The following is a 24,840-nucleotide window of genomic DNA, read 5'->3' on the forward strand; positions in this document are numbered from 1 at the left end:
TTCATCCTCATCTATTTCCCCAAAAGTGTGTTCGTATAATCACTGCTTTCCGTAGTGTCCCTGGTTAGAGAGAGATCCATATTCGAATCAACGATGTCAACATGTTGGTAGACATGCAAAAAGACGGGCACTAGGCACCGTCTTCTCATTGAATATGAAAATATTCCTTCCATTATTTCCATACTTCCATATGATTTTGAATAAATTGCTCGAATGAAATCGGGTTATTCCCCGTTATTTTTGTCACCGTATCTGTCGCTTGATCTTCTCTCCCCTCCTCCCGGATAGGCACATCCAGTCCTGCGAGGGCAGTAGCGTATTCTTTTGACATTCCCGCCCGAATCATGCTGTTCCTCAATTCATCATCGGACAAAGATTCATGCTGAATGGACTGACCCAGTACACGGCTCAAGACGTCTGCAACCTGTCCATAGGACAACGTCTCCGGCCCTGTAATGATATGCTCCGTATTATGAGGAACAACATCTGTCAGAGCATGGAAGGCCACCGCCGCGATATCATCTGCACTAACAAATCCAATTTTCCCATCACCCGTAGCACTGTAAATTTTCCCGAGTTGTTTCGTCGTCTCCCGATGCGGTCCCTCCGTAAAGTTCTCCATAAAATAGGAAGGCTGCAATACAGCCCACTCAGGAGCATGAGCTTTTAAATACTGATGTACTTTGCCGAAAATAGGACCCTCTTCATCAATTGAAGCACTGCCAAGCAAGACAAATCGCTTAATACCGCTCCATAATGCTTCCTTGAGGAATGGAATCATGACGTCTTCTGGGGTCATGTCCATGACTGGCAAGACAAGGTACACCTGATTCACATTTTTCAGCGCCGGCGCATATGTCTCGGAATCATACCAATCAAAATAGACATAATTATCGGCAGAGCCAGAATGAGATGGTTTAGTTCTTCCTGCCAAACGCACCGGATAATGATGCTTTTGAAGTATGGCCGCTACACGGCTTCCCGTTTTTCCATTAGCCCCTATAATAAGTGTCAACGGTTTATCATTGATCATGCTTGTTTCCTCCTAAGTCCGATTCGAGTACGACCATCGGATTCCAATAGTCTTTATAATGTGTAATTTTTCCATTAGAGTGGCTCACTACAGAGATGTACGTTTGGTTGTATGGCTTGCCTGTAACTAATGAACGCCCTTTACAAGTAAATTCAGCCACAAACTGTTGTTTCGTGGAATCAGCCAAGATCACCGGTTCAGAAAACTGCTGAATTTCAATCATCCCCAGTAGATTATGAAGATGATTCGTAATTGCGGCTTTGCCTTCCAGTTTCTGAGGATATCCTGCTGGTGCATATGGGAATTCGAAAATAGCGTCAGATGTATATAGCTCCAACCATTGTTCTAGTTTTCCCTCCAGTAGCAATTGAGTAAATCCATGCATGATCCGATACGGTATACCATTGCCCTCTTCCAACTGCTGAGATTGTGTCATCCTTATTTCCTCCTTCAGTTTGTTTGGTGTTCTTTTTCCAGACCAATCGGTCTATAATAGTCAAAAAATAAACGCCTTAAGCGTCCATTTTCAAGAAAACGTAAAGAATTCTTACTCAAATCATGTAAAACGTTAATCCAAAGCCCTTAGGGTCATCTGTACAAAATCTCGTAGCGCTTCTGCGCTTGCACCGCTCTTCGCTGTAAAGGTCAATGAGAGTCGGGAATAATTCAGAAAACGGGCAAGCCCGGGCAATTCTTCCTCTGCGTGCCTCAGTTCGCCACTCCTCTGACCACGTAACAGCGCAGTATGAAAAACATCTTCCATTTGTTGGTTAGTGGTTTGAATAAAGGCGGCGATTTCGTGATTTTGTGGTGCCTGTTCAACCGCGCTGTTAATGATGAAACATTCATTACGACGTTCGGTGTCTGTCAACACGTTAACCGCTTCGTTGAACAACTCCGTCACGCCTTGCCTCACACTTGTACATTCGTTTAATAGTCTGATCCCCGCCTCTGTCTTCTGCTGAATATAGAATTTAAGAGCAGAGACAAATAAATCATGTTTAGTTCCGTAGGTGTCATACAGGCTTTGCCGCGCAATGCCAAGTTCACTCAGCAGTAAGCTCAAAGATGTACCTTCATAACCGTACGCTCCAAATACAGACGTTGCTTTTCTTAGAACAGTCTCCGTGTCAAACTCCTTGGCTCTTCCCAATTTCAGACCTCACCTCCCTATTCATTAACTAAAGAATACCTTTTCCAGACTGATCAGTCAAGAAAATAAATGCTTTGATTTTTGCCAAAGTGGTATAATGGGAATAGAAGCTGAATGAATTCTTTTACCACTTACAACCATGACCACATATAAAGGAGTGTACCTATATGTATATTCAAATTACAGATTTGGCTGTAAAACGATTGACGGAAAGCTTGAATGACCAACCTGGATATTTCAAAGTGATCTATGACTTGGAAGGTTGCGGATGTAACGGAGTTATCGCTATTATCATTGTTGATGAACTTGCGGCTCTCGACGCGCAAATTGAAACCAATCTATTTCCGTTCTATGTTGATCCGAAGCAGCAGCTGAACCTAGAACAACACATGAAGCTGGATACAGAAGAGAATTATCCTTCTTTCAAATTAAGCAGTGATTCTGGTGTGCTCAGCGCCAACGTTCGCGTTCGTGACACCCGTGCAGTAACAGCGGGAAGCTCCGGTGGATCCGACGCCTGCATGCTGTAACACAGTCTCCAGCATACTTGAAGTAATCTAGCATTATCTCTCTTCACATCAAAAGCCGTTGCATCTAATGCAACGGCTTTTTTAACGTGCTTTTCTTTATATGCCTCTATCAGAGTTGCAAAAAAGACTCTATAAAAGATGAACTAAACATTTACACGAAACGGAGAGGACAGAAACAACTGGAAGAAGCGAAGCGTTCGCCTAAAAGCTTTCTGAAAGAAAGCTACATCGGAAGCATACGCTATCCCCGGATTTCCCCCTATAAGGAGAATTCAAAAAATCTGGGGATAACAGCGATCGGAAGGTTGTTCTGTTATCGTAGTGTCCAGTGTAAATATCTTTGGTTCAACTTTTATAGCAAACTTTGTTTACAACTCGGAAACAATTGGAGAACCTATGGATATAATCCTCTAGTATACTCGGTATATAGATTCATATATTCCGAGGAGGAACACACATCATGAAATCTTTTACTCGTAAATCCATCATATCTACAATTCTCGTAGGCTCTGTTGTAGCAGGTTCTGCTTTTACTACGTTTCCCATCACTTCAAGCCTGAATCCCGTCGCGTCTGCGGCAAGCTCTAGCTTCACTCAATTTCTGCATGACAATGCACCTGGTCGTACGATCAAAACGATTAAAAATGTGGCAACTGTGACCAATGTGTCCAGTACAGTTGTGCTTGTCAATAAAAAGAGAAATCTGCCTTCAACTTATGCACCTCAAGATTTGGTTGTACCTAATATTCCTTTTAGCTTCTCAGGTTCCAGTCCGAAGAAACAAATGCGTAAAGTGGCTGCAACCGCGATTGAAAAATTATTTGCGGCTGCCAAAAAAGACGGCATCGATATCAAAGCGGTGTCTGGCTATCGCTCGTATGCGACCCAGAAATCGATCTTTGACCGTAATGCCAGCATCAAAGGTGAAGCTGTTGCCAATAAAACAAGTGCTCGGCCAGGACAAAGCGAACATCAGACCGGTCTAGCTATGGATATCTCCAGCGCTTCGGCTGGTTACGATCTTCAGCAAAGCTTTGGCAACACCAAAGAAGGCAAATGGCTGAAAGCCAATGCCCACAAGTACGGATTCATCATCCGTTATGGCAAAGATCAGGAGAAATTGACTGGTTACTCCTATGAGCCATGGCATGTACGTTATGTAGGGGTATATATTGCTGGTGAGATTACCAACCAGAAACTTACGCTGGAGCAGTATTTGGAACGTGCCAAATAAGGCAAGTTTGAACCCAAAGCGTAGACAGTTATGTGATTAGATAAAAGAAGCGTGACTATAGATAACATGACTGAAGGAGAAGATGGGGCCGCAACTGGCCCTCTTCTGCTTCAATCTTTCATTTACACACTTCATCATGTCCCAACGATTTTTCTAAAGACCAGTGGCAGTCTCTTCAGACCTTCTGTTCCAGCCCAAGAGCCTACTCCAGCAAGTATTGCATTATGGCACAAATAAAGTGCGACATTGTACACGATAGGGCCTAGAATAATCTCCACGACTACAAAACGTTTTAACGTCGAAGATTGGATCACATATACCCGAAATTCATGAGGGTCATGTCCTCCCATATACCTTGCGATCAATGCTTTCATGAATCACCTCTAGTGTTTTATTTTAGCGTATGGCAGACGATCCTTGTCTTATTCTAAAATAACACTTACATAAAGTAACTAAGTGTGTTATAGTCAGTTTATAAATCATACATAAGCGAGGGAAACTACCATGAGTGAGTTGGAGAATCTAGTCAAAAACCGTAGATCAGCCGTTATTTTTGAAGAAGGAATTGAAATTTCGGATTCGGAACTGCAAGAAATGTTTGCCCTGAACAAATTTGCACCATCTGCCTTTAACCTGCAACACACGCACTATCTTGTGATTAAAGACGAGGAACAGAAAGAGAAAGTCTATGAAGCTTCCCAGCAATATAAGGTAAAAACAGCTTCTGCAGTCATCGTGGTATTGGGCGACGTCAACGCGCATCATCATATCCGCACTATTAACGAAGGCCTGCTGAACCTAGGCGCTCTTACTCCGTTCCAATACGAGCAGGAATCCCAAAGTGTCACCGAATTTTACGAATCTCGCGGCAGATTCTTCCAACGTGAGGATGCGATTCGCAATGCCAGCCTGTCTGCCATGCAATTGATGCTGATCGCTCAGGATCGCGGTTGGGACACTTGTCCAATGATTGGCTTTGACTCGGAAGAACTGCAACGGAGTCTTGAAATCCCTAACCATTACGTACCCGTTATGCTGATCACTATCGGCAAAAAGTCGGAAGCCAAACAGCGCCCACGCGGTTACCGTAAACCAATTAACGAATATGTTAGCTTCAACAAAATGCACGCTGAATAACATATAATATAACAAATTATATAAGTTGAACTAACATTTACACGATAACGGAGAGGACAGAAAAAACCTGAAAAAGCGAAGCGTGCGCCTTTATCCCCGGATTTTCCCCTTTAGAAAAGGAATGGAAATAAAATCTGGGGATAACAGCGATTGGAAGGTTGTTCTGTCATCGTAGTGTCAGTGTAAATAATCTTTAGTTCAACAAAGCAAAAAAGCCACGTTCTCGTGGCTTTAATACGTTTCATAGATCAACGTATCCAACATGTGAAATTCATCGTCAAACTCCGCATATATGTACAGTCGACCAGCAGGTGTATCCCCCGCATCATAACCCAATCGGAAATATTGATCTCCCTGAAATTCTGCATCAGCCAAAATCAATGCATTGATATCCTCGTCCGGATGAGCCACGGCAATGGTTTTAAGTGCCTGCTCACCAAGCATGTCCCACCGTTTCCACGTCTCTTCCATATATGGGGATAAGGCTTCCATCTCTGTCTTGGTTGAAACCTGTGCAGTGACTATCAGTTCTTTATCCTGAATAAGTAGGCTCATCTGATAGTTGGACATCGAGACGTCATATTGAAACAACCCCATACCCGGAACTTCATGATTGGATTCAAACATTAGATTATCTGCATACTGCAGTCTTTCCAGCTTGGGATTAGCGCTATAATCCAACTCGGTTAATTTGTTCTCTGAACAGTACAACTCTCTTAGTTGTACGTTATGGCGAATATCCAGCTTGCTAATATGGTTGTTAAAACAACGGACACTCTCTAAAACCATATTTGAACGAAAATCCAATTGTTTGATATGGTTGTGGTTACAACGAAGTTCAATCAAGTTTGGACAACCGGTTACATCAAGTTCCAACATGTAATTATTGGCGCAATCAAGTCGCCGCAGTTGCTTATTGTGTTCAAGTTCAAGTGAGAAAAGAGCGTTATAACTGCAACTAAGTTCCTCCAATCGCTCAAGGGGCTCCGTAATCAGCTCCGACAACATATTCCAATGACACTCCACCGTTATAAGTTTGGAATTATGAGAAAGATCCAATTTGCGAAGTCGATTAAAGCTGCAATCCAGCACCTGCAATTCCGAATTGGAACGGAGGTCCAGTGTAAGAAGCTGATTCTCTCTGCAACGTAATATCCTCAGCTTGTGATTCTGAGCTAGATCCAAACCGGTCAATTGATTATAGGCACAATCCAGCTCTTGAAGACCCCTGAAATACTCGATTCCATCAAGATTGCTAATATTGTGATTTGAGAGTTCTAATATCTCAACCTCACAAACGTCACTCTCCTGAATGAAATCCCGCTGCTCACAAAAACGATCCAACACAACTTGCCTGAAATGTTCATCCGTGAAGGCATAAGTAATATCCATGTCTAACGCCTCCCCCTCTCGTTTTTCTCTATTGGAACAGTTTTCCAACATATTATCACTATTCTATGAGTTTCGTCGCCGGGATTCAACAATTACCTAAGCAAATTCTTTTATACCATGTTAGCATCCAATATGTAAGAGAAATCGTACAGAGAGGAAGATTTTCATGGAAATGGTTATCGAAAACCTCCCGTCATATCGTATCGCCTATGTTCGACAAGTTGGTCCTTACGGTCCAGCCAATGCTCAAGCGATGAATACGCTGAAACAATGGGCAGACAAAAAGCAATTGCTTTATGAATCAGCAACATTACTGGGCATACCCCAAGATGACCTAACTACCACACCGCCCGAGAAATGTAGATATGATGCCTGTATTGTCATCACTGAATCTGAACGTCTGGAAGATGAGTTTGTTGAGATTGGCGAGTTATCAGGTGGTGATTATCTCATCTGTAAGGTGAGACATACGGCAGAAGCTATTCAGCAGGCATGGAATGTGATCATCCCTCATTTACAAACAAATGGTTTTCAGATGGACAACAAGCCGGTTATAGACGATATCGTTGGGAACTGCTTAATCAGCATTATTGCGAGATATGTGTGCCTGTAAAACTCGTGTAATTCATGCTATGAAGAAACAAAAAAAGTGACTTCAGGTTGAAGTCACTTTCTCGTTCAGCACTATTACTGCTACTATTTAAGTTGAACTAGTCATTTACACGATAACGCAGAGGACAGAAAAAACCTGAAAAAGCGAAGCGTTCGCCTAAAAGCTTTCTGAAAGAAAGCTGCATCGGAAGTATACGCTATCCCCGGATTTTCCCCTTCGGAAAAGGAATCAAAAAAATTCTGGGGATAACAGCGATTGGAAGGTTATTCTGTCATCGTAGTGTCAGTGTAAATAATCTTTAGTTCAACTTATATAACTAGATTAGATATTAAAATGCCCAGTTGCCTTTACGGAATACCGGCTCGATTGAACCATCCTGTAACTCACCATCGATATCCAGCTCAGCGGAACCGATCATGAAATCAACGTGAGTCAAGCTCACATTACACTCATGCTTCAGCAACTCTTCGTTCGACATCGTTGTGCCATCTTTCATGTTGAATGGATACGCACTTCCCACAGCCAAGTGGCAAGATGCATTTTCATCAATACCTGTATTATAGAAAATGCGATTCAGGTTGGAGATCGGAGAGTCATGTGGTACGAGTGCGACCTCACCCAGATAACGTGCTCCTTCATCGGTGGCAAACAGGTTCTTCAAATGCTCTTCACCGGATGCTGCCGTAAACGCTACAACCTGTCCATCCTTGAATGTGATTCTCATCTGGTCTACCAGTTGCCCGTTCAGGTTCAAAGGCATTGTGCTGCTGACATACCCATTCACTCCGCTGCGCTTAGGCATGGTGAATACTTCTTCAGTCGGCATATTGGCAACCGTATAAATCCCCTGTTGGTTCTCACCACCGCCACCGCCCCAGATGTGATTGTTCACCAGTTCAATTTTCAAGTCGGTACCTGGTGCGCGGTAGTGCAGGCTTTTATAGTTTTTCTGATTCAGTCGATCACTCATTGCATTCAAGGTATCCAGATGTTCTCTCCAATTTTGTACGGCGTCTCCGCCATCTACACGGTTCATTTTGAAGATGGTTTCCCACATCACATTGATTCGGTCTTCTTCCGGGATGTCGGCAAATACTTTGTTCGCCCAAGCCTTGGTCGGGGCCTTGATCAGACACCAGCTAATTTCATGGTTGCGTGTGTATTTGGCATATCCGCGACGTGCGTGTGCAGCTGCCTTGGTAGCACGGGAAACGCTGTCGGAGTCAATTCCGTTATACAGTTCAGGATCTGGAACTTTGATCGTCAGGGTAGCGCCGCCTGCTTCCGCAAACTTTTCCATCATATCCGCTTTCCAAGCTGGATAGTAGTCAAAGCTGTCATTGGAGCCATGTTCAAAACGACTGCGGGTAATGTTGTCGTCATCGAAGTCCACTTGTACATAGTTGGCACCAGCCGCATAGGCTTTTTGCACAATCAGACGTGTGAATTCAAGCGTTTCGATGGGAGCAGTAACGAGCAGATCCTGTCCTTTTTGAATATTCACGCCAACTTTAACAACTAGTTCTGCGTATTGTTCCAATGACTTTTCAAAGGTTTGTTCAAATTGACTCATGGTTGTGTTCACTCCTGTTTCATATATTATGACATGGTTTGCAAGTGACTTGGAATCTGCTGAGTGGCCGTTACAGCGAAGGATCGTTCTTTAGATCGTCGTTGTCTCCAATTTTTCTTCATCGTATTTTTCAAAGGTTAAAATTCGGAGACAAATACGACCGCTTTCGCTTCTGCAGAATCGATTCCTTCTCTTTCACTACGCAGGCTTAATAACTAAAATTTCTTTTATACAAAATGATCTAACCATTACGTTTTTCTTGTTCGCGCAGTTCGATCCGGCGGATTTTACCAGAGTTGGTCTTTGGCAGATCCGTAACAAATTCGATCTTACGTGGATATTTATAAGGTGCTGTGATTTCCTTGACGTGGTGTTGCAGTTCACGCATCAGTTCCGGTGAAGCCAGTGAATCGTCTGTCAACACGACAAAAGCTTTGACAATATTGCCGCGGATCTCATCCGGACTTGCAACCACCGCACATTCCTTCACGCTGGCGTGTTTCATGAGTGCTTCTTCCACTTCGAACGGTCCAATCGTGTAACCCGAACTGATGATGATATCGTCACTGCGACCTTCAAACCAGAAGTATCCTTCTTCGTCTTTGCGTGCACGGTCCCCTGTTACAAAATAATCGCCACGCTGACTCGCTTCCTTCCGTCCCTCATCCTGATAATAGGACCGGAACAAAGCTGGCATCTCTTTGTGTACCGCGATATCTCCAACTTCACCCGCAGGCACAGGTTGTCCCTCTTCATCAATAATTTCAATCAATCCAGGTGTAATCGACTGACCCATGGAGCCAATACGTACAGGAGCGTCTTTGAGACTGCCGATTAACAACGTGCTCTCGGTCTGTCCATATCCGTCTCGAATAGTCAGGTCGAAGTGACGCTGGAAGATTTCAATGACTTCCTGATTGAGCGGTTCACCCGCTGAAACAGCACTGCGCAGATGAGACAGGTCATAATGTCCAAGATCATCTGCTTTGGCCATCAACCGATATTCCGTTGGTGTACAGCAAAGGACATTAATTTGATGTTCCTGCATCAGTTCCAGATAACGCTTGGGCTGGAATGATCCATTGTAGACCAGTCCAGTCGCGCCTCTGCCGAGTACCGACAGGAACGGGCTCCAGATCCATTTTTGCCAGCCAGGTGCAGCCGTTGCCCATACGGTATCTGAAGGTTGAATATCCAGCCATAATGAAGAAGCGATCCGCAGGTGGGCATATCCCCAACCGTGGCTATGTACAACTCCTTTGGGATTACCTGTTGTGCCCGAAGTATAAGCAAGAATAGCCGTATCATCACGATGAGTCTCCACCGCAGCCATCTCTTCGGGTTGATTCTGCATTAACTGATGCACATTCACCCAATCTTCAGCAGGTACGCTAACCTCTCCATTCGGTGATGCCACGATGCGATGTGCCAGTGACGGCAGATCCGCGTCCATCTTTTCTACTTCTGAGGTCGTCTCGGACCATACAATAACAGCCCGCGCCTCAGAGTGACGCAGACGATATTCCAGATCTTTTGCCCGTAACATCTCGGAGGAAGGAATAACGGCAATCCCCAGTTTCAGACAAGCAATATAAATGACATAGGCAATAATACGGCGTGGTACCATGACCAACACCCGATCACCCTTCTCTAGTCCAAGTTCACGCAAACCTCCAGCAAGACGATTCGCCTGCTTGAACAAATCACCATACGTAATCTCTTCCAATTCTCGTTGATCGCTGAGCCATCTAAGTGCAATCCGGTCTGATGGATGATTCTCCATCTCGGATGTCAGGTTATAGCTTTCAGGCGAAATCCACTGTTCAAAGTTCAAATGGAGCCTCTCCTTCGTAGTTCAATTGTAAAGCTTCTATATATTATACCCTAAATCCTAGGACCAGGTGCTATGAACTAGGTTCATTCTGAAAAAATAAACATAGGTCAATTAATGAACTATTATAATAGATCTTATCCTATAAAGAAAATGACATATACAAAATGACGCCTTCCTGATTGATCAGGTAGGCGCCATTTCATTCTTCATTTATATTACATTAGTTTTACCTAACTATAATTTTCACACAGCTATACTGTGTATGTTACCACGGATAATTACCCATGCCGTCCAAAATGCTTTCGATCTCATTCAACTCTTCCGTTGTCAGATCCGGTGCCTGGAAGGCAGCCACGTTTTCTTCGATCTGGGATACACGGCTTGCACCAATCAGGGCAGAGGTGACACGGTTACCGCGCAAGATCCAGTTCAGAGCGAGTTGGGAGATCGTCTGTCCTCTTCGCTCTGCAACCGCCTGAAGCGCATCGAACTTGGCAATCCGTTCGTCCGTGTATGCTTCTTTTTTCAAATTGCCTGTAGAATTGGCTCGTTCTTCCTTGATCTTGTCGACATATTTATTCGTCAGCTGACCGCGGCCGAGTGGACAGAATGCAATTGAACCTACACCTTGTTCATCCAGTACATCCTGCAAACCGTCTTCAATCCAGCGATTCAGCATCGAGTAGTTGGGCTGATGAACCAGACATGGTGTACCCAGACGACGGAGAATACTTACCGCTTCTTGTGTCTGTTCTGCATTATAATTGGACAAGCCCACATACAGTGCTTTACCTTGCCGCACGATATGATCCAATGCCGTCATCGTTTCTTCCAATGGCGTATCCGGATCTGGACGGTGATGATAGAAAATGTCTACATAATCCAGTCCCATCCGACCAAGACTTTGATCGAGACTGGCAATCAGGTTTTTACGGGAGCCCCACTCGCCGTAAGGTCCATTCCACATATGGTAGCCTGCCTTCGATGAGATAAGCAGTTCATCCCGGTAAGGACGAAGATGTTTTTTGTAAATCACGCCAAAGTTCTCTTCCGCTGATCCTGGAGGTGGACCATAGTTATTCGCCAAATCGAAATGGTTAATTCCGAGGTCAAAGGCACGCAAAATCATCTCTTCCTGAACATCCAATGTACGGTTGCCACCAAAGTTTTGCCATAAACCCAGCGCAATTTGCGGCAGTCTGATTCCGGATTTGCCGGAACGTACATATTTCATCTCATCATATCGTTGTTCACTCGCAGTATAGGGCATCGTTATTCTCACTTTCCTGTAAGGTTTGTTGAATTCCTTTTCATCTTAGACATTTTCCTGGATAAACGATATGGCATTTCACTTTGAACATATGGAATAATGATTGTTATCTATATATACTAATGTTAAATAATTAATCTTTTCAGCTATTTAGTATGTTAAAATGCAAGATGAGACGAAATCGTACAGGAGTGAATACCCTTGATTACGTATATGTTCAAAAACAATCATTTTCAGGAGCTTCAGCTCCTTCATTATGGAACCGAAGCCTGTACACCAGGTCACCACTTTGGCCCTGCCATGCGAGACTATTATAAAATTCATTATATTTTGAATGGCAAAGGCACCTTCGAAGTTGGTGGCAAAACGTATACCCTGCACAAAGGACAAGGGTTTCTGATTGTTCCGCATTCTGTCGTGCATTACGAAGCAGATCAGGATGATCCATGGGAATACAGCTGGGTTGCTTTTCAAGGCAGCAATAGTTCTTCCTTTTTACAGCAGGCCTGTCTGTCCGAGCATCACCCGATCTTTGAACTGGGCAATGAGGATGACGAGATGCGATCCTGCCTGCACCGAATGATCAATTCCCGCAATACCCATAAAGGCTGGGAGATTAGCATGACTGGTTTGCTGTATCAATTTTTCTCTATTTTGATTGATCAGGCTAATTCAGAGCATCTTCAACCCATGCCGGATTATTCGAAGGAAACGTACGTTACGCAGGTAATGGACTTCATTGAAATGAACTATGCCAATGCCATTACCGTTCAGTCCATCGCGGCCCATATCGGTTTGCAGCGCAGTTATCTCTGCTCTCTCTTCAAGGACCAGATGGGAAGCAGCATCCAGTCGTATTTGGTTCATTACCGGATGCGCAGGGCAGCCGAATTGACCCTTGATCCCGGTCTGACCATTGGTGATATTGCCCGTTCTGTGGGCTATACGGATCAATTGCTTTTCTCCAAAATGTTCAAAAAAGTGATGGGCGAAGCGCCCACCTATTATCGCAAACATAAAACAGCACCCTCCCAGTTAAGTTGTTAATTGGGAAGGTGCTGTTTGTGCCAATCGTTTATCCTTACAATGTTATTCCTTACATTCTATACGTTTGTTTATACCGTCTCCGGCATGGATATGCCAACAACTTGCACTTTGATTTCATCGACCATAACGCCGGCTAATTGCTCTACAGCCTGTTGAACATTATGTTGAAGTTCACGGCAAACCTCATGCATCTTGTTACCATATTGAATGTTGATGCGCAGTTGGATGGTTGCCTGATCGTCTTTGACGTGTACGTCAATCCCTTTTTGCAGACTCTTGCCGCTGATACTCTTGGCAATGCCTTCAGTCAGTCCAACGGACATGGAGGATACGCCAGCCGTTGATAGAGCGGCCATCCCCACGATCTTGGACAACACATCGTTCGAGATGTGAATGGTACCCATTTGAACAGATTGAGGTGCGATATATTCAGGTTCATTGTATTGTTTTTCGATAATTTCAGACATGTGCTCCACTCCTTCGAATAATTAAATTCTATGCATTCTGCCATTTGTCCTTGAAGAACATATTATAGATTCGAACCAAAAGAATTTTAACGATCATATAAACCGGGATAATAATCAGGATGGCAATAATTCCACCCAGGTCGCCTGCACCCAAAACCAGAATGATGGTTGTGAGCGGGTGAATATCCAGCTTTTTGCCGAATACGTACGGTGCAACCAGGTTGTCCTGAATCTGCTGAGCGACAAGAATAATAATCAGGGACCAGATGGCAACCGATGGTGATACCACGAGACCCATGATCACAATAGGTACGGACGACACAATCGCTCCGATAAACGGAACAAAGTTCATGATGACCGCAATTACCGTGAGCAGTAATGCGTACGGCAGTCCAATGATCAAGAAACCGATATACATCAGTACACCCAGTGCCAGATTCACCAAAACTCTTCCCACAATAAAACCACTCAGCGCCTGATCAATCTCAATTACGACTTCACGGCTGTCATTTTGGAAACGTTTTGGAGCGATATGTGCCAGTTTACGACCAAATTTCTCGCCTTGTAACAGCATATAGAACAAAAGGATCGGTAGTGTAAACAAGATGATCGCAAAACTGGAAACAAGTGAGAAAAATCCACTTACATAGTTGGTTACAAAGTTAAATCCTTTGTTGATATACTCCGTGATCTGGGAGAAAGGTGTCGACCCCTCAGGGAATAAGGCCTGAATGGCACCATTTTGCTCCAGCTCTCTCAGCTGTTCACTTAATGAATTAATTAGACTTGGTGCGTTATCGACCAGATTGATCAGTTGCTCACGTAACGATGGCCATAAACCAATGATGAAGAACACTCCCAGAATAGCAATAACCAGATAGATTAGCAAAATACTTAGCGTGCGATTTATTTTCTTTTTCTCCATATAATTCACAAGCGGCCTTAGCAGATAATAAAAGAACACCGACAACATCATCGGCACGGTAATGACCGTGATCATGGTGACGAGCGGCTGAAAGATGAAGCTCACACGTGATAATAAATAGATATTAACCAATATCAGCGCCAGTGCAATACTGAACCGGACAAACGTATTTACTTTGAACAAAATATTTCCCTCCAGATGGACATTTCTTCTCTTATTTAGTTTGGAATCTGAATGGTAAACACGGTGGTCTCTCGCCCACGCCGGGAAAGGATCAGCCGTCCACCCATTTTTTCCGTATTACGCCGTGCGATGGACAATCCCAGACCAGTGCCTCCGGTCGCTGTCCGCGCCTCATCCCCTCGTACAAACGGGTCAAAGATGGTTGACCACAGTTCTTGTGGTATGCCCACTCCGGTATCTGCCACTTCAATCACAACATGGGTATCCAATGGAATGAGTTCTACGCGCAGTTCGGTCCCGATTGGATTATAAGACAGAGCATTGGTGATCAGATTCTGGATGACTCGGGATAACAGCTCCGGATCATACCTCGCATAGATCACCTCATCAGGAACAAGTACATGAAGGACAAACTGTTTCTGTTCAATCTCCCCATAGGTATCTGCCATAATCTCACGCACAAATTCTCCAATCTCTCTTCTCTGAATATGCATGCGGAAATCGGGAGAATCCACCTTGAGCAGCTCCAGCATATTCTGTATCATGCGTGCAACTTGAACGGACTTGTTATAGATGTATCCCAGGTATCTTTGCTGTCTGTCCTTGTCCTCTCCACGTCCTTCCACCAATGCCTGCGCATATCCCTGTATAGATGTTATCGGTGTCTTTAGATCATGTGATAAGTCTACAATCAGTCGCTGTTTGCTCTCTTCGGCGTAACGTTTCTCCGCAGAGGTGTTCTCAATGACGTCCGCCATGTAGTTGAAGGTCTCACCTATCTGGACAAATTCCCTCTCGGCTGAGATCGACATCCGTGTACTATAATTCCCCTGTATCATCTGCGTAAGACCCGAGGAGAGGATGCCGAGTGGTTTTTTGATTCTCCGTGCGACCCAATAGCTATAGACAAAGATCAACAATAAAACCAAACCGATGCCAATCATAATGTAAAAGGATAATGGATGTTTCAGATTGGTAATCAACTGATTATCATTAATCCGCACGCTGACCAGATCACGCGGGATTTTGAGCAATACATACGCTGACGCTCCTTCTGTCGAGAGAGGAGTGATCGAATAATAGTATTCTTGGTCACTCCGATTTTCCAGTCCATCATACAGATCAGCTTCACTGTATTGGGTGAACGCATCTTGCTTGTCTCCCACATGACGAATGACGTTGCGATTCGCATCCAGAATCTCAATCCAGCCCCCGCTATCCTTGAGACGTTGAATCTCTGTGTCTTTGCCTTTCGACACCGAACCTCCACCGGAGTAAAATTCGTTCTCCAGCTCTGCTACATACACGTGGGCTTCAACATTCAGATCCGGATCAACCACCTGATCCGAAATGCGAAAATCCACGACATCCAGTGAAACCATAAGGTACACAATCAATACCAGTAACAGCAAAAAGAAGTTGAACAGCAAGAAGTCCAGTGTCAGTGATGTCTGCAACAGTCGCTTTTCTCTAGCTTTCCATGGGCGCTTCAATTTTGTATCCCAGTCCCCTTATCGTTTTGAGATATTCCGGTTGTCTGGAGTCACGCTCGATCTTCTCCCGAATGTTGCTGATATGTACCATAATCGTGCTGTCCTCGTGCGCATAATAATCGCCCCAGACCGCTTCGTATATTTTTTTACGGGTGAACACACGGCCAGGTTGATCGAGCAACAATTCCATAATTTTATACTCTGTAGAGGTCAATGTTACAGGATTTCCTGAACGAAAAAGGATACATTGGGATCGATCCAGCGTCAGATCACCTAATACCAGATTCTGTTCTTTCGCTTCAGGGATCTCCGTTGCATCAAATTGATTAACTCTTCTGAGCAACGCCTCTACTCTAGCAACAATCTCAAGCGGGTTGAACGGCTTCGCAATATAATCGTCTGCCCCCAGTCCCAGTCCAAGGATTTTATCGTGATCCTGACTTTTAGCGGATAGGAACAGTACAGGCATGTGATATGTGGCTCTGATCTGTTTGATCAACTGCAATCCATCCATTACAGGCATCATGATGTCCAGTATGACCAGATCGATCTGTGTTGAACGTATGCATTGTAAAGCCTCGGCTCCATTCACCGCAGTTTTAATGGTATAGTCCTTCTCCAGATATATTTGAAGCAGTTCAACAATCTCTGGTTCGTCATCTGCAATTAATACGGTGTATCTCATGTTATTCCTCTCATTTCCTATACTCTATGCCTATCTCTACATTATTACTATATACTACGTCTCTTAATTCAACCTAAATCATTTCTAAAGATAATCTAAATAAATAGAAATAGAGCCCTGGCTCAGGCCAAGGCATTAACTAAAATAGGGCTGTTTTCAGCCTACATTCAAGCTTTTCGTTCTTCATTCAGGCTTCTCAATCTTCATTCGGACCATTTGTATTAGATCATCGGATCAGTCCTTAAGCGAACGTAGCCACGGTTCAACTTTCCCCAATAAACGTTCCTTGTCATACTGCACATATTGGTTCGCCCGATTGCGCACGGGATCACCTGCGTAGAAACGTTCATATAGATCATGCCTTGCTCCGAGTGGACTTCCGGTCAGCTCCCATGCGAGTTGAAAGAGTCGAATCTTCTGCGGAGCTTGCATCGTTACTCCACCAAGATATTTGCCTATCATGGAACTCATCATTTCATTCATCTCAAACGTACCTGACGGAATCTGCATCAGACCACCCGCAGCAATGGTTTTCAAAATCTCCACCGCGCGGGGATAATAGCGATTGCCCAGATTACGTGCGGTTTCAATATATTTGAATTCCGGCAGCCAGTTGCCAAATGTATCTGGTTTGGACTGTGCTTCAGCAGCAATAATCAGTCCCTCGATGGTCTGCATCTGACTGATCAGCTCTCCAAGTTGTTCCTGCACATTCAGGAAAGAGTCCACTCCGATCTCCTTGGCAATGGATGAGGTCACGGCTGTAATGAACTCCAGTTTCGAGTGTAATCGAATCACACTCTGATGGTAGGCCAGACTGGCCGAAGCTGTATTGCAGCGAATCTGCCATACGGCTTCAGGGTTATTGTGCAGTAATACACGTTCCCAGGGCACAAATACATCGTCAAAAAATAATACGGCATCCATCTCATCATACTGCGCACTGAGTGGATGTGATTTATCTGTATCTTTTGTGGCAAAAGATTCACGACACATCATATGCAAGCCCGGACTGTCCGCGGCTACAATTACCATATGGGCCAGCTCTGGCAGGTGGTCCGGAATTCGTTGAACGGGATAAGCAATGATATCATCCGCATAAGGCGCTGCTGTTGCCACCATTTTGGCCCCGCGGATCACTACGCCCTCCGTATTCCTTTTGACAATTCGCAGCATGGCATCCTCATCTTCTCCAACAGGCAAGGAACGATTAATCTGCGGGTCCCGCTGGACAATTGTCAGGAATGCATCTTTTCGTTTGGCTTGTGCAAAATAATCCGATATTTTGTCTGCAAATGCCGGGTCATGCGCTGTCATCTCATGTCGTGTTGCATACCAACCCGTCAGCCTGGATCGGGCATAATCAGACAATCGGCTCATCACCCCATACGTCCGATCGGCCCACAGCCGAAAAGCATCCGCCCTGCTCTTCACATCAGGAAGTGAACGGGGCACAAGAAAAGAGCGATGCACGTAACTTCCCGTCTGTTCGTCCCAATAGGCCACGGTTTCCCTTGTCTCCGGGTCATCCACCAGATTGAACAATCCTTCTATGGTTTGAAGTGTTCCCTGAAAGGCCTGATGCCCAGTTACCTGGATACGCTCTCCGTCCAGCCATACATTCCGCTCATCATTCAGCCGTTGAATGTAAGCTTGTCCACGAGACATCGTGATACTCATGATATGTCCTCCCTCTCAGGCACCGGCCTGACATTTCTCTAACTCCATCCTTCTAACTGCTTGAGAAACTATGTAATGATACATTCTGTATCTAATGAAATAGTACTGTGCCTTAGCTAAAAAAGTCAACAGACACCGAACGATGAGTCCGGTGTCTGTTGGGCCATGCTATTTTAGACTAATTTGGAATACATGTGACGCAGATACCGCCAGCGCACGAGTGCAAAATACAAAATTTGCATGGAAGCAAACACCAAGAAGATGCGCAGGCTGTATCCAAAGACCGAGAAATCAACCAGCTGCTGTAACGCTACAAAGGCAACCGAACTGTGGATGACCGCCACCAGAATCGGCAGGAAGAACATAAGCAATAGCTGCCTTGTTACGATCTTACGGAGTTCGGGACGACTCAGTCCCATTTTGCCAATCATGCGATACTGCGCTTCATCCCGTTCGAGATCTGCGTAAAGTCTGAAATACGTGAAACTTGCTGCAAAGGTGAAGAAAACAATGCCAATCAGACCGCTCAAGATTAGGATGATCCCGTTTGTTTGTTTGGAATTAAGCCAGTCCACCACAAGCGCGCTGGTCTCGAAATAACCTCGATCGGATCTATCATTTTGAATGGATTCGATTAACTCCGGAGCAAAGCTGCGTGTACCCATCCAATCTTTCACGATAAATTGTATCGTTCGACTCGAATAGAAACCTTCAGGCATGCCTACTTCCTCGTTGTACGCAGGTCTCATCTTATTAAACAGTTCGTCGGTTACGACGTAGAGATAAATTTCATATTGAAAAGGAATCACAATCTCGGTACCAGGTGTCGATAGCTGGACAGGTACGTGCTGATTATCAACCTCCAGATTGACCTTTCCTCCCGAGACTCCTTGTTCAACCTGTTCACGGTACTCCTTGCGAATCGCCAAATTGCTTGGTGTCATAAATGACTCATCGATCTGTTTCAACGTGCGTTCTTCATACCCCAGTGCCTTCGCAAGACGGTTATAATCACTCAGTTTGATAATCTTCCCATTATTATTTTCACCTATAGGAGCATAACTGCCCTTCACGTAGGGAACTTGATGATCAATCAACGTTTCTTCAATCTGCCGAATATGTCGATCCGAGTCGGGAGTATCCCATGAATTCATATAACTGAATGCGTATGGATTCGACATGGACGACAACCCCGGGTCAGCAATCGCGAGCATGGTACCAATTCCCGTGAATGAAGAGGCTGAAATGATACTTACCATGAAAAACATGATGGCGTTATCTTTCATTCGATAGGTAAGTTCAGATAGGAAGAGCAGATTGGTTTTACGGAAAAACAATCTTGGATTTCTCTTCAGTGCCCGTATGATGTATACACTGAGCTGTGTGAACAGAAAGTACGTACCTGCAATAACAACCACGACACTTGCGAGTAATAACGGAAAGGAGAAGCTTATCCATACAAAAGTGAATACTCCTGCATAACCCCCGCCAATTAACAATACCGATAACAAGGCGAGCAGACGTGAGGCTTTGGGTTCCGGTTTCGGTTTTTCCTCTGATTTCACAAGGTCAATGAGTGTTCCTTTGCGGATGAGCAAGGATGATGACATCGCGATCACAACAAAGAGCAGCAGAAATGCACCAGCCGTCAGGGCAATGCCTTTTAGCGGAAAATAGAATCGAAGGCTGTTCTCAACAGCCAGCATGGAGCCACAGATCAGCAGGATCAATTTGCCGAAAATAATTCCGAGTCCGATCCCGGTAATGATGGAAGCTAATCCGATACACATGTTCTCCATAAACAGGAGCCGATTCATCTGTTTACGTGTCATGCCAATGATCAGGAAAATACCAAATTCCTTCTTGCGCGTCTTCAGAAATGAACCAACGGAATAGAGCAGGAACAGGAATGAAAAGATGAATATAATGATCTCTGCAATCATAAATCCTTGATTAGCTAGCAACGTTACCGTCCCACTTGATCCCTTTAACCCCGCTTTCAAATCAGGATGGAACAGGAGCAATGCGTAAGTAAAAAAGATCATAACGGAAAATGTACTGCTCAGAAAATGAGCCAGATAAATTCGTTTGTTGCGAACAACGTTATTAATGGCGAACTGGCGAAAATTCATGTCCTGAACCTCCCATTAGGGATAATACATTAATAATCTTCTGGTAAAAGGCTGCGCGATTATCGCCGTAGTGAATTTCATTATACAGTTTGCCATCCTTGATAAAGACAACCCGACTGCAATAACTTGCAGCTACTGCATCATGAGTGACCAGCAACATCGTAGCCTGATCCTCCTGATTGCGCGTTTCGAGAATCTCCATCACATCTCTTGCCGCCTTCGAATCCAGGTTGCCTGTTGGCTCATCGGCCAGAATCAGCTTCGGGGAATGGATAAGCGCTCTGGCAATGGCCGTACGCTGTGCCTGTCCTCCTGATATCTCATATGTCCGTTTGTTCAGAATACCCTCGATCCCCAACTTGCTTGCTAGTTGTTCCACACGTGTGTTCATCTCTGCTAGCGAAACACCGTCAAGAGTCAGTGGCAGCACAATGTTTTCCTTGACTGTCAGTGTATTTAACAGATTGAACGATTGAAAAACGAATCCAAGCTCTTTGCGCCGGAACAGCGCGAGTTCGTCCTGATTCAATTCAAACGGATTCTTCCCTGCAATCCGCAGTTCGCCTGATGTTGGATGATCAATGGTTGAGATCATGTTCAGCAGTGTTGTTTTGCCACTACCCGATGGTCCCATGATGCCAACAAACTCACCTTCCTGAATACTGAGGTCAATCCCTGATAACGCTTCATAAGATACGATGCCTTTGTAGATTTTACTGATCTGTTTCACAGAACAAATCTCCATGGTTACAACCCCTTAGTGATATATGAATTCAAAATCAAGTTACTTTTCATGCTGTGTGCATGCGTGTTGTGCGTGGCCTTTCCTGTACTCTTATGACTATAGTCTATCGAAGTTTCGGCCATTCTCCTATGGTTTAACCTTTCATCAACATGACAATGTTGTAAGGTTGCATCATAAAAATCAAAAAGACGCCTTCGCCCCGATCAGGCAATAGACGTCTATACTTATATTTACACTGTAATATATACTCCACTCACACTTCTTCAACAAAGATACAGACCTCACGTTCCAATCTTATCTTCAACCTGTCACTTCAGGAGTTGAATGTAATTCGGACAGTCGTTCCTTCGCCGTACACGGATTCAAGATCAATCCGATGATTCATCCGTGTTAACACTTCTTTGGCAATATACAACCCCATGCCAGTGGACTCTTTGAAATGCCGCCCGTTCTCCCCAGTGAAGAAAGGTTGGAATACCCGGTTTAGATCAGACTTCGGAATCCCGATGCCTTGATCCTGTACTTCCAGTATGATGGAGCGTTCCGCTTCATACGCACGCACATATATCTTTTGCCCGTTGCCCGCGGAGTACTTGATTGCGTTCGACAGTAACTGTACCAGGACAAACCGAATCCACTTGGCATCGGATTGCACAACCAGCGAAGGTTCTATATGCATCTCTGGATAGACGTGATTGCGAATAAAGAATCGCTTGAGCTCATGGATCGCTTCTTCCCCAGCGGTCTTCAGTATCACAGGTTCCACACTGAAATCCTGTTCGAAGGTATCCAACCGCGCTACATACAGCACAGTCTCCAATCCCCGTCTCATCTGGTCCGCTTCCTCTCGAATGCTTACAAGCCGAGGATCATCATCTTCCTGACCTTCCACGGTCAACTCAATGACGGATAACGGTGTCTTCATCTGATGGACCCACTGGTTCATGAATGTCAGATATTCTTGCTGCCGTTGTTCCAGCCGATGGAGATGAGCATGATACTGGCCGTATTGTGAATCGAGCAGCTTTTCCAGCGCCAGTGATAAAGGACTTGTTTCGTTCAATGGTACAAAATCCTTCAGCGAATCCATCGATCGTGACATCCGGGTATAAAAGGAGCGATGTGAATAATAACGATACACCAAATATCCGATGTATAAAAATAATCCCAACGCTACGGCATAAGCAGCCGTGACCCAATCGTTGTAACCGTCATACCAGAACACTGCAACAACGGTGAACAAGATGGCAACAACCCAGCACGTTAAAGCGAGATGTTCTCGTATAAACAATCTCATGATGGTGAAGCGGCCTTCCAGGTATTGTTCAATCGGTAACCCGAACCTCTGACCGTTTCCAGTGCATCCGTAATAGCAAGCTCGGCTAATCGTTTACGCACCCGAGTAACGTTAACGCTGAGTGTGTTGTCATCCACAAAAGAGTCATCCCACAGCTTCTCCAAGATTGTCTCTCTGCTCACAAGCTTTGGACTGCGGCGCAGTAACGTTTCCAGCAGAATCGTTTCCTTCTTCGTCAGCTGCACTTTGCGATCACCAAGCTGAATTTCCAGTCTTTCCAAGTACACGACCAAGCCGTCCAGTTCCACCTTGCGTTCTTCATCGCGTGCAGCATAGTCCCCATATACCCGGCGCAGCTGACTGCGAATTTTTGCTATAACAATCTCATGCTCAAATGGCTTCGTGATATAATCATCCGCCCCGTTCTCCAGTGCCATGACCTGATCCATCTTCCCACTCCGCGCGGAGATAAACAAAATGGGGCATGTGGACAGCGTACGAATCTGGCGGCACCAATAGAAACCATCGTAACTGGGCAAGTTGATATCCAGAAGTACCACATGTGGCTGTATCTGCTCAAACTGTTGTACAATCATCTCAAAATCCTCGACCAGAACGGCCCGGTCCCCGTAGCGTTCAATATGTGATTTCAATAATCCCGCAATCTTGGGATCGTCCTCTATTATCATAATGGTATACATTATTGGATCTCACCTCTGGCAAAATCATAACACAGGATTTATTATCTAGCATCGATTTGCTTACGCCAATCCACAATATCTGCATTCAATTGCTTCAGGTCTCCGGAAGCTTTCTGATCATCGGATAATTTGTATTGTTGCTTCAATGCCAGGATACGATATACACTTTCATCAATTCGGGACTCGGTGATCTTGCCTGACTTTACTGCACTTATTAGCGTATCAAAAATCGTCTTGGCACTCTCATAACTGTGAGCTACCAACAGAATGTCACTTCCTGCTTTAACCGTTGCCAGGGCTGCCTGGTCCAACTTGAAGTTCTTCGCGATTGCACCCATACTCAGGTCATCTGTGATGACCACACCATCATACTTGAACTTCCCGCGCAAATGTTCACCTATAATGACATCCGATAAGGAAGCCGGATGATCCGGGTCCAGCTTCGGGAACAAAATGTGTGCAACCATGACCGCCTCTACCTGCTCCTTCACTGCGGCCTGGAACGGAATCCATTCAAGCTCGGCCAGTTGTTTTTCCGTTTTGTTCACAACAGGCAGATCGAGATGGGAGTCTACGGACGTATCACCATGACCCGGAAAATGTTTCACTACCGGAATAATGCCTTCACTACGTAATCCCTTCATCTCTGCAATCCCCATACGTGACACCAGTTCTGCCGAGCTGCCGAATGAACGATCTCCAATCACCGGGTTACTCGGGTTACTATTCACATCCAGCACAGGAGCAAAGTCCACATTAAAACCCGCAAGCTGAACCTGTCTCGCCAACAATTCGCCCATCGTTTCAGCAAGCGCGCTGTCTTTCGTCTCCCCTACTTTTCTACTGGAAGGAATGGATTCCACCGTCTCCGGCATACGACTGACTTTGCCGCCCTCCTGATCCACACTCATGAAGATTGGTACCGGGTTGGACTGATTCGCTTCCTTGATGGACTTCACAAACTTGGCTGTTCCCTCGAGTGTTGATACATTGTTGGCATAGAAAATAATGCCCCCTACCTTTTGATTCGTAATCATCTGTTTGGCTTGATCATCCAACGTTGTCCCTTGAACACCGGCCAGTATCATCTGTCCAATCTTCTCTTCTAACGTTAATGAATTGAGCTGCTCCTGCACCGGATCGACTTCTTCTTGCGGTTCCTCTGGTACTTCTTCCTGCGGTGGAGCGGTATTCTGCTCCGGCGATGAGGAAGATTGCCCTGAGTTGGAGCCAGCGTTCGAGCCGGTATTCGAGTCCGTTGCGGAGGAAGGTTTCTGTGCTTGGCCACATGCCGATAAAAGCAGAACGATCCCCAGTAGAAGACACATCATATGCAGTGGTTTTCTCCATTTATTGTTCGAGGTGTACCTATAGTTGTACAAGGATATTCATCCTCCTTATGTAATGTCATCTTGGCAACGCTTGGGTTCAGGCCTAACCTTATCATAAGGTGGTGGATTTTCAAAATAAGTCGTACTGAAGATTGAATCGTTGTTCAGACACTTAAGTGGTAAAAAAAGTGGTTGCACTGGAACCTGAGATGTGGAACTTAATGGTGTTGTGACTAGGCGCGTGTGCGATGTATGTGGAGAATAAAAAGGAGTAACGGTGCAGAAAACGATTTTCTATTGTGAATTTTTCATATGTTGAAATTATTAGTATAGACAAATCGAAAAGCCGCCCAAAGGCGGCCTATTTGTTCGTTTTTGTTTTACT

Annotated in this window: 23 protein-coding genes; 5 read left to right on the plus strand and 18 right to left on the minus strand. The window is 44.8% G+C overall.

Going from position 1 to position 24,840, the window contains the following annotated elements; genetic code table 11:
• Positions 1–172 precede the first annotated feature (172 nt).
• The 3 genes from ACDJ59_RS12680 to ACDJ59_RS12690 form a co-directional block, all read right to left on the minus strand.
• Positions 173–1,033, minus strand: a complete 861-nt coding sequence (locus ACDJ59_RS12680) for an ergot alkaloid biosynthesis protein (protein WP_413409242.1) — start codon at positions 1,031–1,033, stop codon at positions 173–175.
• Positions 1,023–1,469 (minus strand): nuclear transport factor 2 family protein, encoded by a 447-nt coding sequence (locus ACDJ59_RS12685; protein WP_413409243.1) that lies wholly within the window; start codon positions 1,467–1,469, stop codon positions 1,023–1,025. The genes ACDJ59_RS12680 and ACDJ59_RS12685 overlap by 11 nt, the downstream gene beginning before the upstream one ends.
• Before the next feature lie 132 nt (positions 1,470–1,601).
• Positions 1,602–2,186, minus strand: coding sequence for a TetR/AcrR family transcriptional regulator (locus ACDJ59_RS12690; RefSeq protein ID WP_413409244.1), 585 nt, complete (start codon positions 2,184–2,186; stop codon positions 1,602–1,604).
• A gap of 167 nt (positions 2,187–2,353) precedes the next feature.
• On the opposite strand from ACDJ59_RS12690, the gene ACDJ59_RS12695 reads away from it, so the two are divergent.
• Both ACDJ59_RS12695 and ACDJ59_RS12700 read left to right on the plus strand, forming a co-directional pair.
• Positions 2,354–2,716 carry an iron-sulfur cluster biosynthesis family protein gene (locus tag ACDJ59_RS12695; RefSeq protein WP_413409245.1) on the plus strand — a complete coding sequence of 121 codons (363 nt, stop codon included), beginning with the start codon at positions 2,354–2,356 and terminating at the stop codon, positions 2,714–2,716.
• Positions 2,717–3,176: 460 nt separating this feature from the next.
• Positions 3,177–3,950 (plus strand): D-alanyl-D-alanine carboxypeptidase family protein, encoded by a 774-nt coding sequence (locus tag ACDJ59_RS12700; protein WP_017688779.1) that lies wholly within the window; start codon positions 3,177–3,179, stop codon positions 3,948–3,950.
• A 134-nt stretch (positions 3,951–4,084) separates the two neighbouring features.
• Here the strand turns inward: ACDJ59_RS12700 and ACDJ59_RS12705 are convergent, their stop codons facing one another.
• Positions 4,085–4,324 carry a hypothetical protein gene (locus ACDJ59_RS12705; RefSeq protein ID WP_017688780.1) on the minus strand — a complete coding sequence of 80 codons (240 nt, stop codon included), beginning with the start codon at positions 4,322–4,324 and terminating at the stop codon, positions 4,085–4,087.
• Between the two features lie 130 nt (positions 4,325–4,454).
• On the opposite strand from ACDJ59_RS12705, the gene ACDJ59_RS12710 reads away from it, so the two are divergent.
• Positions 4,455–5,087 (plus strand): nitroreductase family protein, encoded by a 633-nt coding sequence (locus ACDJ59_RS12710; RefSeq protein ID WP_076214767.1) that lies wholly within the window; start codon positions 4,455–4,457, stop codon positions 5,085–5,087.
• A 231-nt stretch (positions 5,088–5,318) separates the two neighbouring features.
• Here ACDJ59_RS12710 and ACDJ59_RS12715 read toward each other — a convergent pair whose 3' ends face one another.
• On the minus strand, positions 5,319–6,479 hold the full coding sequence (locus ACDJ59_RS12715; RefSeq protein ID WP_413409248.1) for a leucine-rich repeat domain-containing protein: 1,161 nt from the start codon (positions 6,477–6,479) through the stop codon (positions 5,319–5,321).
• Positions 6,480–6,645: 166 nt separating this feature from the next.
• Between ACDJ59_RS12715 and ACDJ59_RS12720 the strand changes: the two genes are divergently transcribed.
• The gene (locus ACDJ59_RS12720) at positions 6,646–7,092 is read left to right on the plus strand and encodes an AraC family transcriptional regulator (RefSeq protein ID WP_413409250.1); all 447 of its coding nucleotides are present in this window, start codon (positions 6,646–6,648) and stop codon (positions 7,090–7,092) included.
• Positions 7,093–7,420: 328 nt separating this feature from the next.
• Here ACDJ59_RS12720 and ACDJ59_RS12725 read toward each other — a convergent pair whose 3' ends face one another.
• The 3 genes from ACDJ59_RS12725 to ACDJ59_RS12735 all read right to left on the minus strand — a co-directional run bounded on the left by ACDJ59_RS12725 (position 7,421) and on the right by ACDJ59_RS12735 (position 11,769).
• Complete coding sequence (locus ACDJ59_RS12725; RefSeq protein WP_413409252.1) at positions 7,421–8,665, minus strand: aminopeptidase; 1,245 nt, start codon at positions 8,663–8,665, stop codon at positions 7,421–7,423.
• 241 nt (positions 8,666–8,906) lie between these two features.
• Entirely contained in the window at positions 8,907–10,448 is a 1,542-nt protein-coding gene (locus ACDJ59_RS12730) for an acyl-CoA synthetase (protein WP_413409799.1), read from the minus strand.
• A gap of 316 nt (positions 10,449–10,764) precedes the next feature.
• Complete coding sequence (locus ACDJ59_RS12735; RefSeq protein WP_413409253.1) at positions 10,765–11,769, minus strand: aldo/keto reductase; 1,005 nt, start codon at positions 11,767–11,769, stop codon at positions 10,765–10,767.
• Positions 11,770–11,970: 201 nt separating this feature from the next.
• Here ACDJ59_RS12735 and ACDJ59_RS12740 point away from each other — a divergent pair, with 201 nt between their 5' ends.
• The gene (locus ACDJ59_RS12740; protein ID WP_413409254.1) at positions 11,971–12,816 is read left to right on the plus strand and encodes an AraC family ligand binding domain-containing protein; all 846 of its coding nucleotides are present in this window, start codon (positions 11,971–11,973) and stop codon (positions 12,814–12,816) included.
• A 68-nt stretch (positions 12,817–12,884) separates the two neighbouring features.
• Here the strand turns inward: ACDJ59_RS12740 and ACDJ59_RS12745 are convergent, their stop codons facing one another.
• From ACDJ59_RS12745 to nagZ, 10 genes are all read right to left on the minus strand, one after another.
• Entirely contained in the window at positions 12,885–13,283 is a 399-nt protein-coding gene (locus tag ACDJ59_RS12745; RefSeq protein ID WP_413409255.1) for an Asp23/Gls24 family envelope stress response protein, read from the minus strand.
• Positions 13,284–13,311: 28 nt separating this feature from the next.
• Entirely contained in the window at positions 13,312–14,391 is a 1,080-nt protein-coding gene (locus tag ACDJ59_RS12750) for an AI-2E family transporter (protein ID WP_253508009.1), read from the minus strand.
• A 35-nt stretch (positions 14,392–14,426) separates the two neighbouring features.
• Complete coding sequence (locus ACDJ59_RS12755) at positions 14,427–15,884, minus strand: ATP-binding protein (protein ID WP_413409256.1); 1,458 nt, start codon at positions 15,882–15,884, stop codon at positions 14,427–14,429.
• Positions 15,862–16,569 (minus strand): response regulator transcription factor, encoded by a 708-nt coding sequence (locus tag ACDJ59_RS12760; protein ID WP_413409257.1) that lies wholly within the window; start codon positions 16,567–16,569, stop codon positions 15,862–15,864. Before ACDJ59_RS12760 ends, ACDJ59_RS12755 begins: the two co-directional genes overlap by 23 nt.
• A gap of 234 nt (positions 16,570–16,803) precedes the next feature.
• Complete coding sequence (locus ACDJ59_RS12765) at positions 16,804–18,249, minus strand: 4-hydroxyphenylacetate 3-hydroxylase family protein (RefSeq protein ID WP_413409259.1); 1,446 nt, start codon at positions 18,247–18,249, stop codon at positions 16,804–16,806.
• Positions 18,250–18,422: 173 nt separating this feature from the next.
• Positions 18,423–20,381 carry an ABC transporter permease gene (locus ACDJ59_RS12770; protein ID WP_413409260.1) on the minus strand — a complete coding sequence of 653 codons (1,959 nt, stop codon included), beginning with the start codon at positions 20,379–20,381 and terminating at the stop codon, positions 18,423–18,425.
• Positions 20,356–21,126 (minus strand): ABC transporter ATP-binding protein, encoded by a 771-nt coding sequence (locus ACDJ59_RS12775; RefSeq protein WP_036608600.1) that lies wholly within the window; start codon positions 21,124–21,126, stop codon positions 20,356–20,358. Before ACDJ59_RS12775 ends, ACDJ59_RS12770 begins: the two co-directional genes overlap by 26 nt.
• A gap of 313 nt (positions 21,127–21,439) precedes the next feature.
• Positions 21,440–22,423 (minus strand): sensor histidine kinase, encoded by a 984-nt coding sequence (locus ACDJ59_RS12780; protein ID WP_413409261.1) that lies wholly within the window; start codon positions 22,421–22,423, stop codon positions 21,440–21,442.
• Positions 22,420–23,124, minus strand: a complete 705-nt coding sequence (locus ACDJ59_RS12785; RefSeq protein WP_413409262.1) for a response regulator transcription factor — start codon at positions 23,122–23,124, stop codon at positions 22,420–22,422. The genes ACDJ59_RS12780 and ACDJ59_RS12785 overlap by 4 nt, the downstream gene beginning before the upstream one ends.
• 41 nt (positions 23,125–23,165) lie before the next feature.
• The gene (gene nagZ, locus ACDJ59_RS12790) at positions 23,166–24,506 is read right to left on the minus strand and encodes a beta-N-acetylhexosaminidase (protein ID WP_413409263.1); all 1,341 of its coding nucleotides are present in this window, start codon (positions 24,504–24,506) and stop codon (positions 23,166–23,168) included.
• Positions 24,507–24,840 lie beyond the last annotated feature (334 nt).

It is taken from the genome of Paenibacillus amylolyticus, from assembly GCF_047302515.1.
Taxonomy (GTDB): domain Bacteria; phylum Bacillota; class Bacilli; order Paenibacillales; family Paenibacillaceae; genus Paenibacillus; species Paenibacillus amylolyticus_G.

Bases quoted from the DNA above. Each gene is read 5' to 3' on its own strand.
- ACDJ59_RS12785 (WP_413409262.1), bottom strand. From the start codon at position 23,124: ATGTATACCATTATGATAATAGAGGACGATCCCAAGATTGCGGGATTA.
- ACDJ59_RS12680 (WP_413409242.1), bottom strand. From the start codon at position 1,033: ATGATCAATGATAAACCGTTGACACTTATTATAGGGGCTAATGGAAAA.
- ACDJ59_RS12745 (WP_413409255.1), bottom strand. From the start codon at position 13,283: ATGTCTGAAATTATCGAAAAACAATACAATGAACCTGAATATATCGCA.
- ACDJ59_RS12775 (WP_036608600.1), bottom strand. From the start codon at position 21,126: ATGGAGATTTGTTCTGTGAAACAGATCAGTAAAATCTACAAAGGCATC.
- ACDJ59_RS12695 (WP_413409245.1), top strand. From the start codon at position 2,354: ATGTATATTCAAATTACAGATTTGGCTGTAAAACGATTGACGGAAAGC.
- ACDJ59_RS12765 (WP_413409259.1), bottom strand. From the start codon at position 18,249: ATGAGTATCACGATGTCTCGTGGACAAGCTTACATTCAACGGCTGAAT.
- ACDJ59_RS12780 (WP_413409261.1), bottom strand. From the start codon at position 22,423: ATGAGATTGTTTATACGAGAACATCTCGCTTTAACGTGCTGGGTTGTT.
- ACDJ59_RS12725 (WP_413409252.1), bottom strand. From the start codon at position 8,665: ATGAGTCAATTTGAACAAACCTTTGAAAAGTCATTGGAACAATACGCA.
- ACDJ59_RS12715 (WP_413409248.1), bottom strand. From the start codon at position 6,479: ATGGATATTACTTATGCCTTCACGGATGAACATTTCAGGCAAGTTGTG.
- ACDJ59_RS12735 (WP_413409253.1), bottom strand. From the start codon at position 11,769: ATGCCCTATACTGCGAGTGAACAACGATATGATGAGATGAAATATGTA.
- ACDJ59_RS12710 (WP_076214767.1), top strand. From the start codon at position 4,455: ATGAGTGAGTTGGAGAATCTAGTCAAAAACCGTAGATCAGCCGTTATT.
- ACDJ59_RS12685 (WP_413409243.1), bottom strand. From the start codon at position 1,469: ATGACACAATCTCAGCAGTTGGAAGAGGGCAATGGTATACCGTATCGG.
- ACDJ59_RS12730 (WP_413409799.1), bottom strand. From the start codon at position 10,448: ATGGAGAATCATCCATCAGACCGGATTGCACTTAGATGGCTCAGCGAT.
- ACDJ59_RS12705 (WP_017688780.1), bottom strand. From the start codon at position 4,324: ATGAAAGCATTGATCGCAAGGTATATGGGAGGACATGACCCTCATGAA.
- ACDJ59_RS12760 (WP_413409257.1), bottom strand. From the start codon at position 16,569: ATGAGATACACCGTATTAATTGCAGATGACGAACCAGAGATTGTTGAA.
- ACDJ59_RS12700 (WP_017688779.1), top strand. From the start codon at position 3,177: ATGAAATCTTTTACTCGTAAATCCATCATATCTACAATTCTCGTAGGC.
- ACDJ59_RS12770 (WP_413409260.1), bottom strand. From the start codon at position 20,381: ATGAATTTTCGCCAGTTCGCCATTAATAACGTTGTTCGCAACAAACGA.
- ACDJ59_RS12720 (WP_413409250.1), top strand. From the start codon at position 6,646: ATGGAAATGGTTATCGAAAACCTCCCGTCATATCGTATCGCCTATGTT.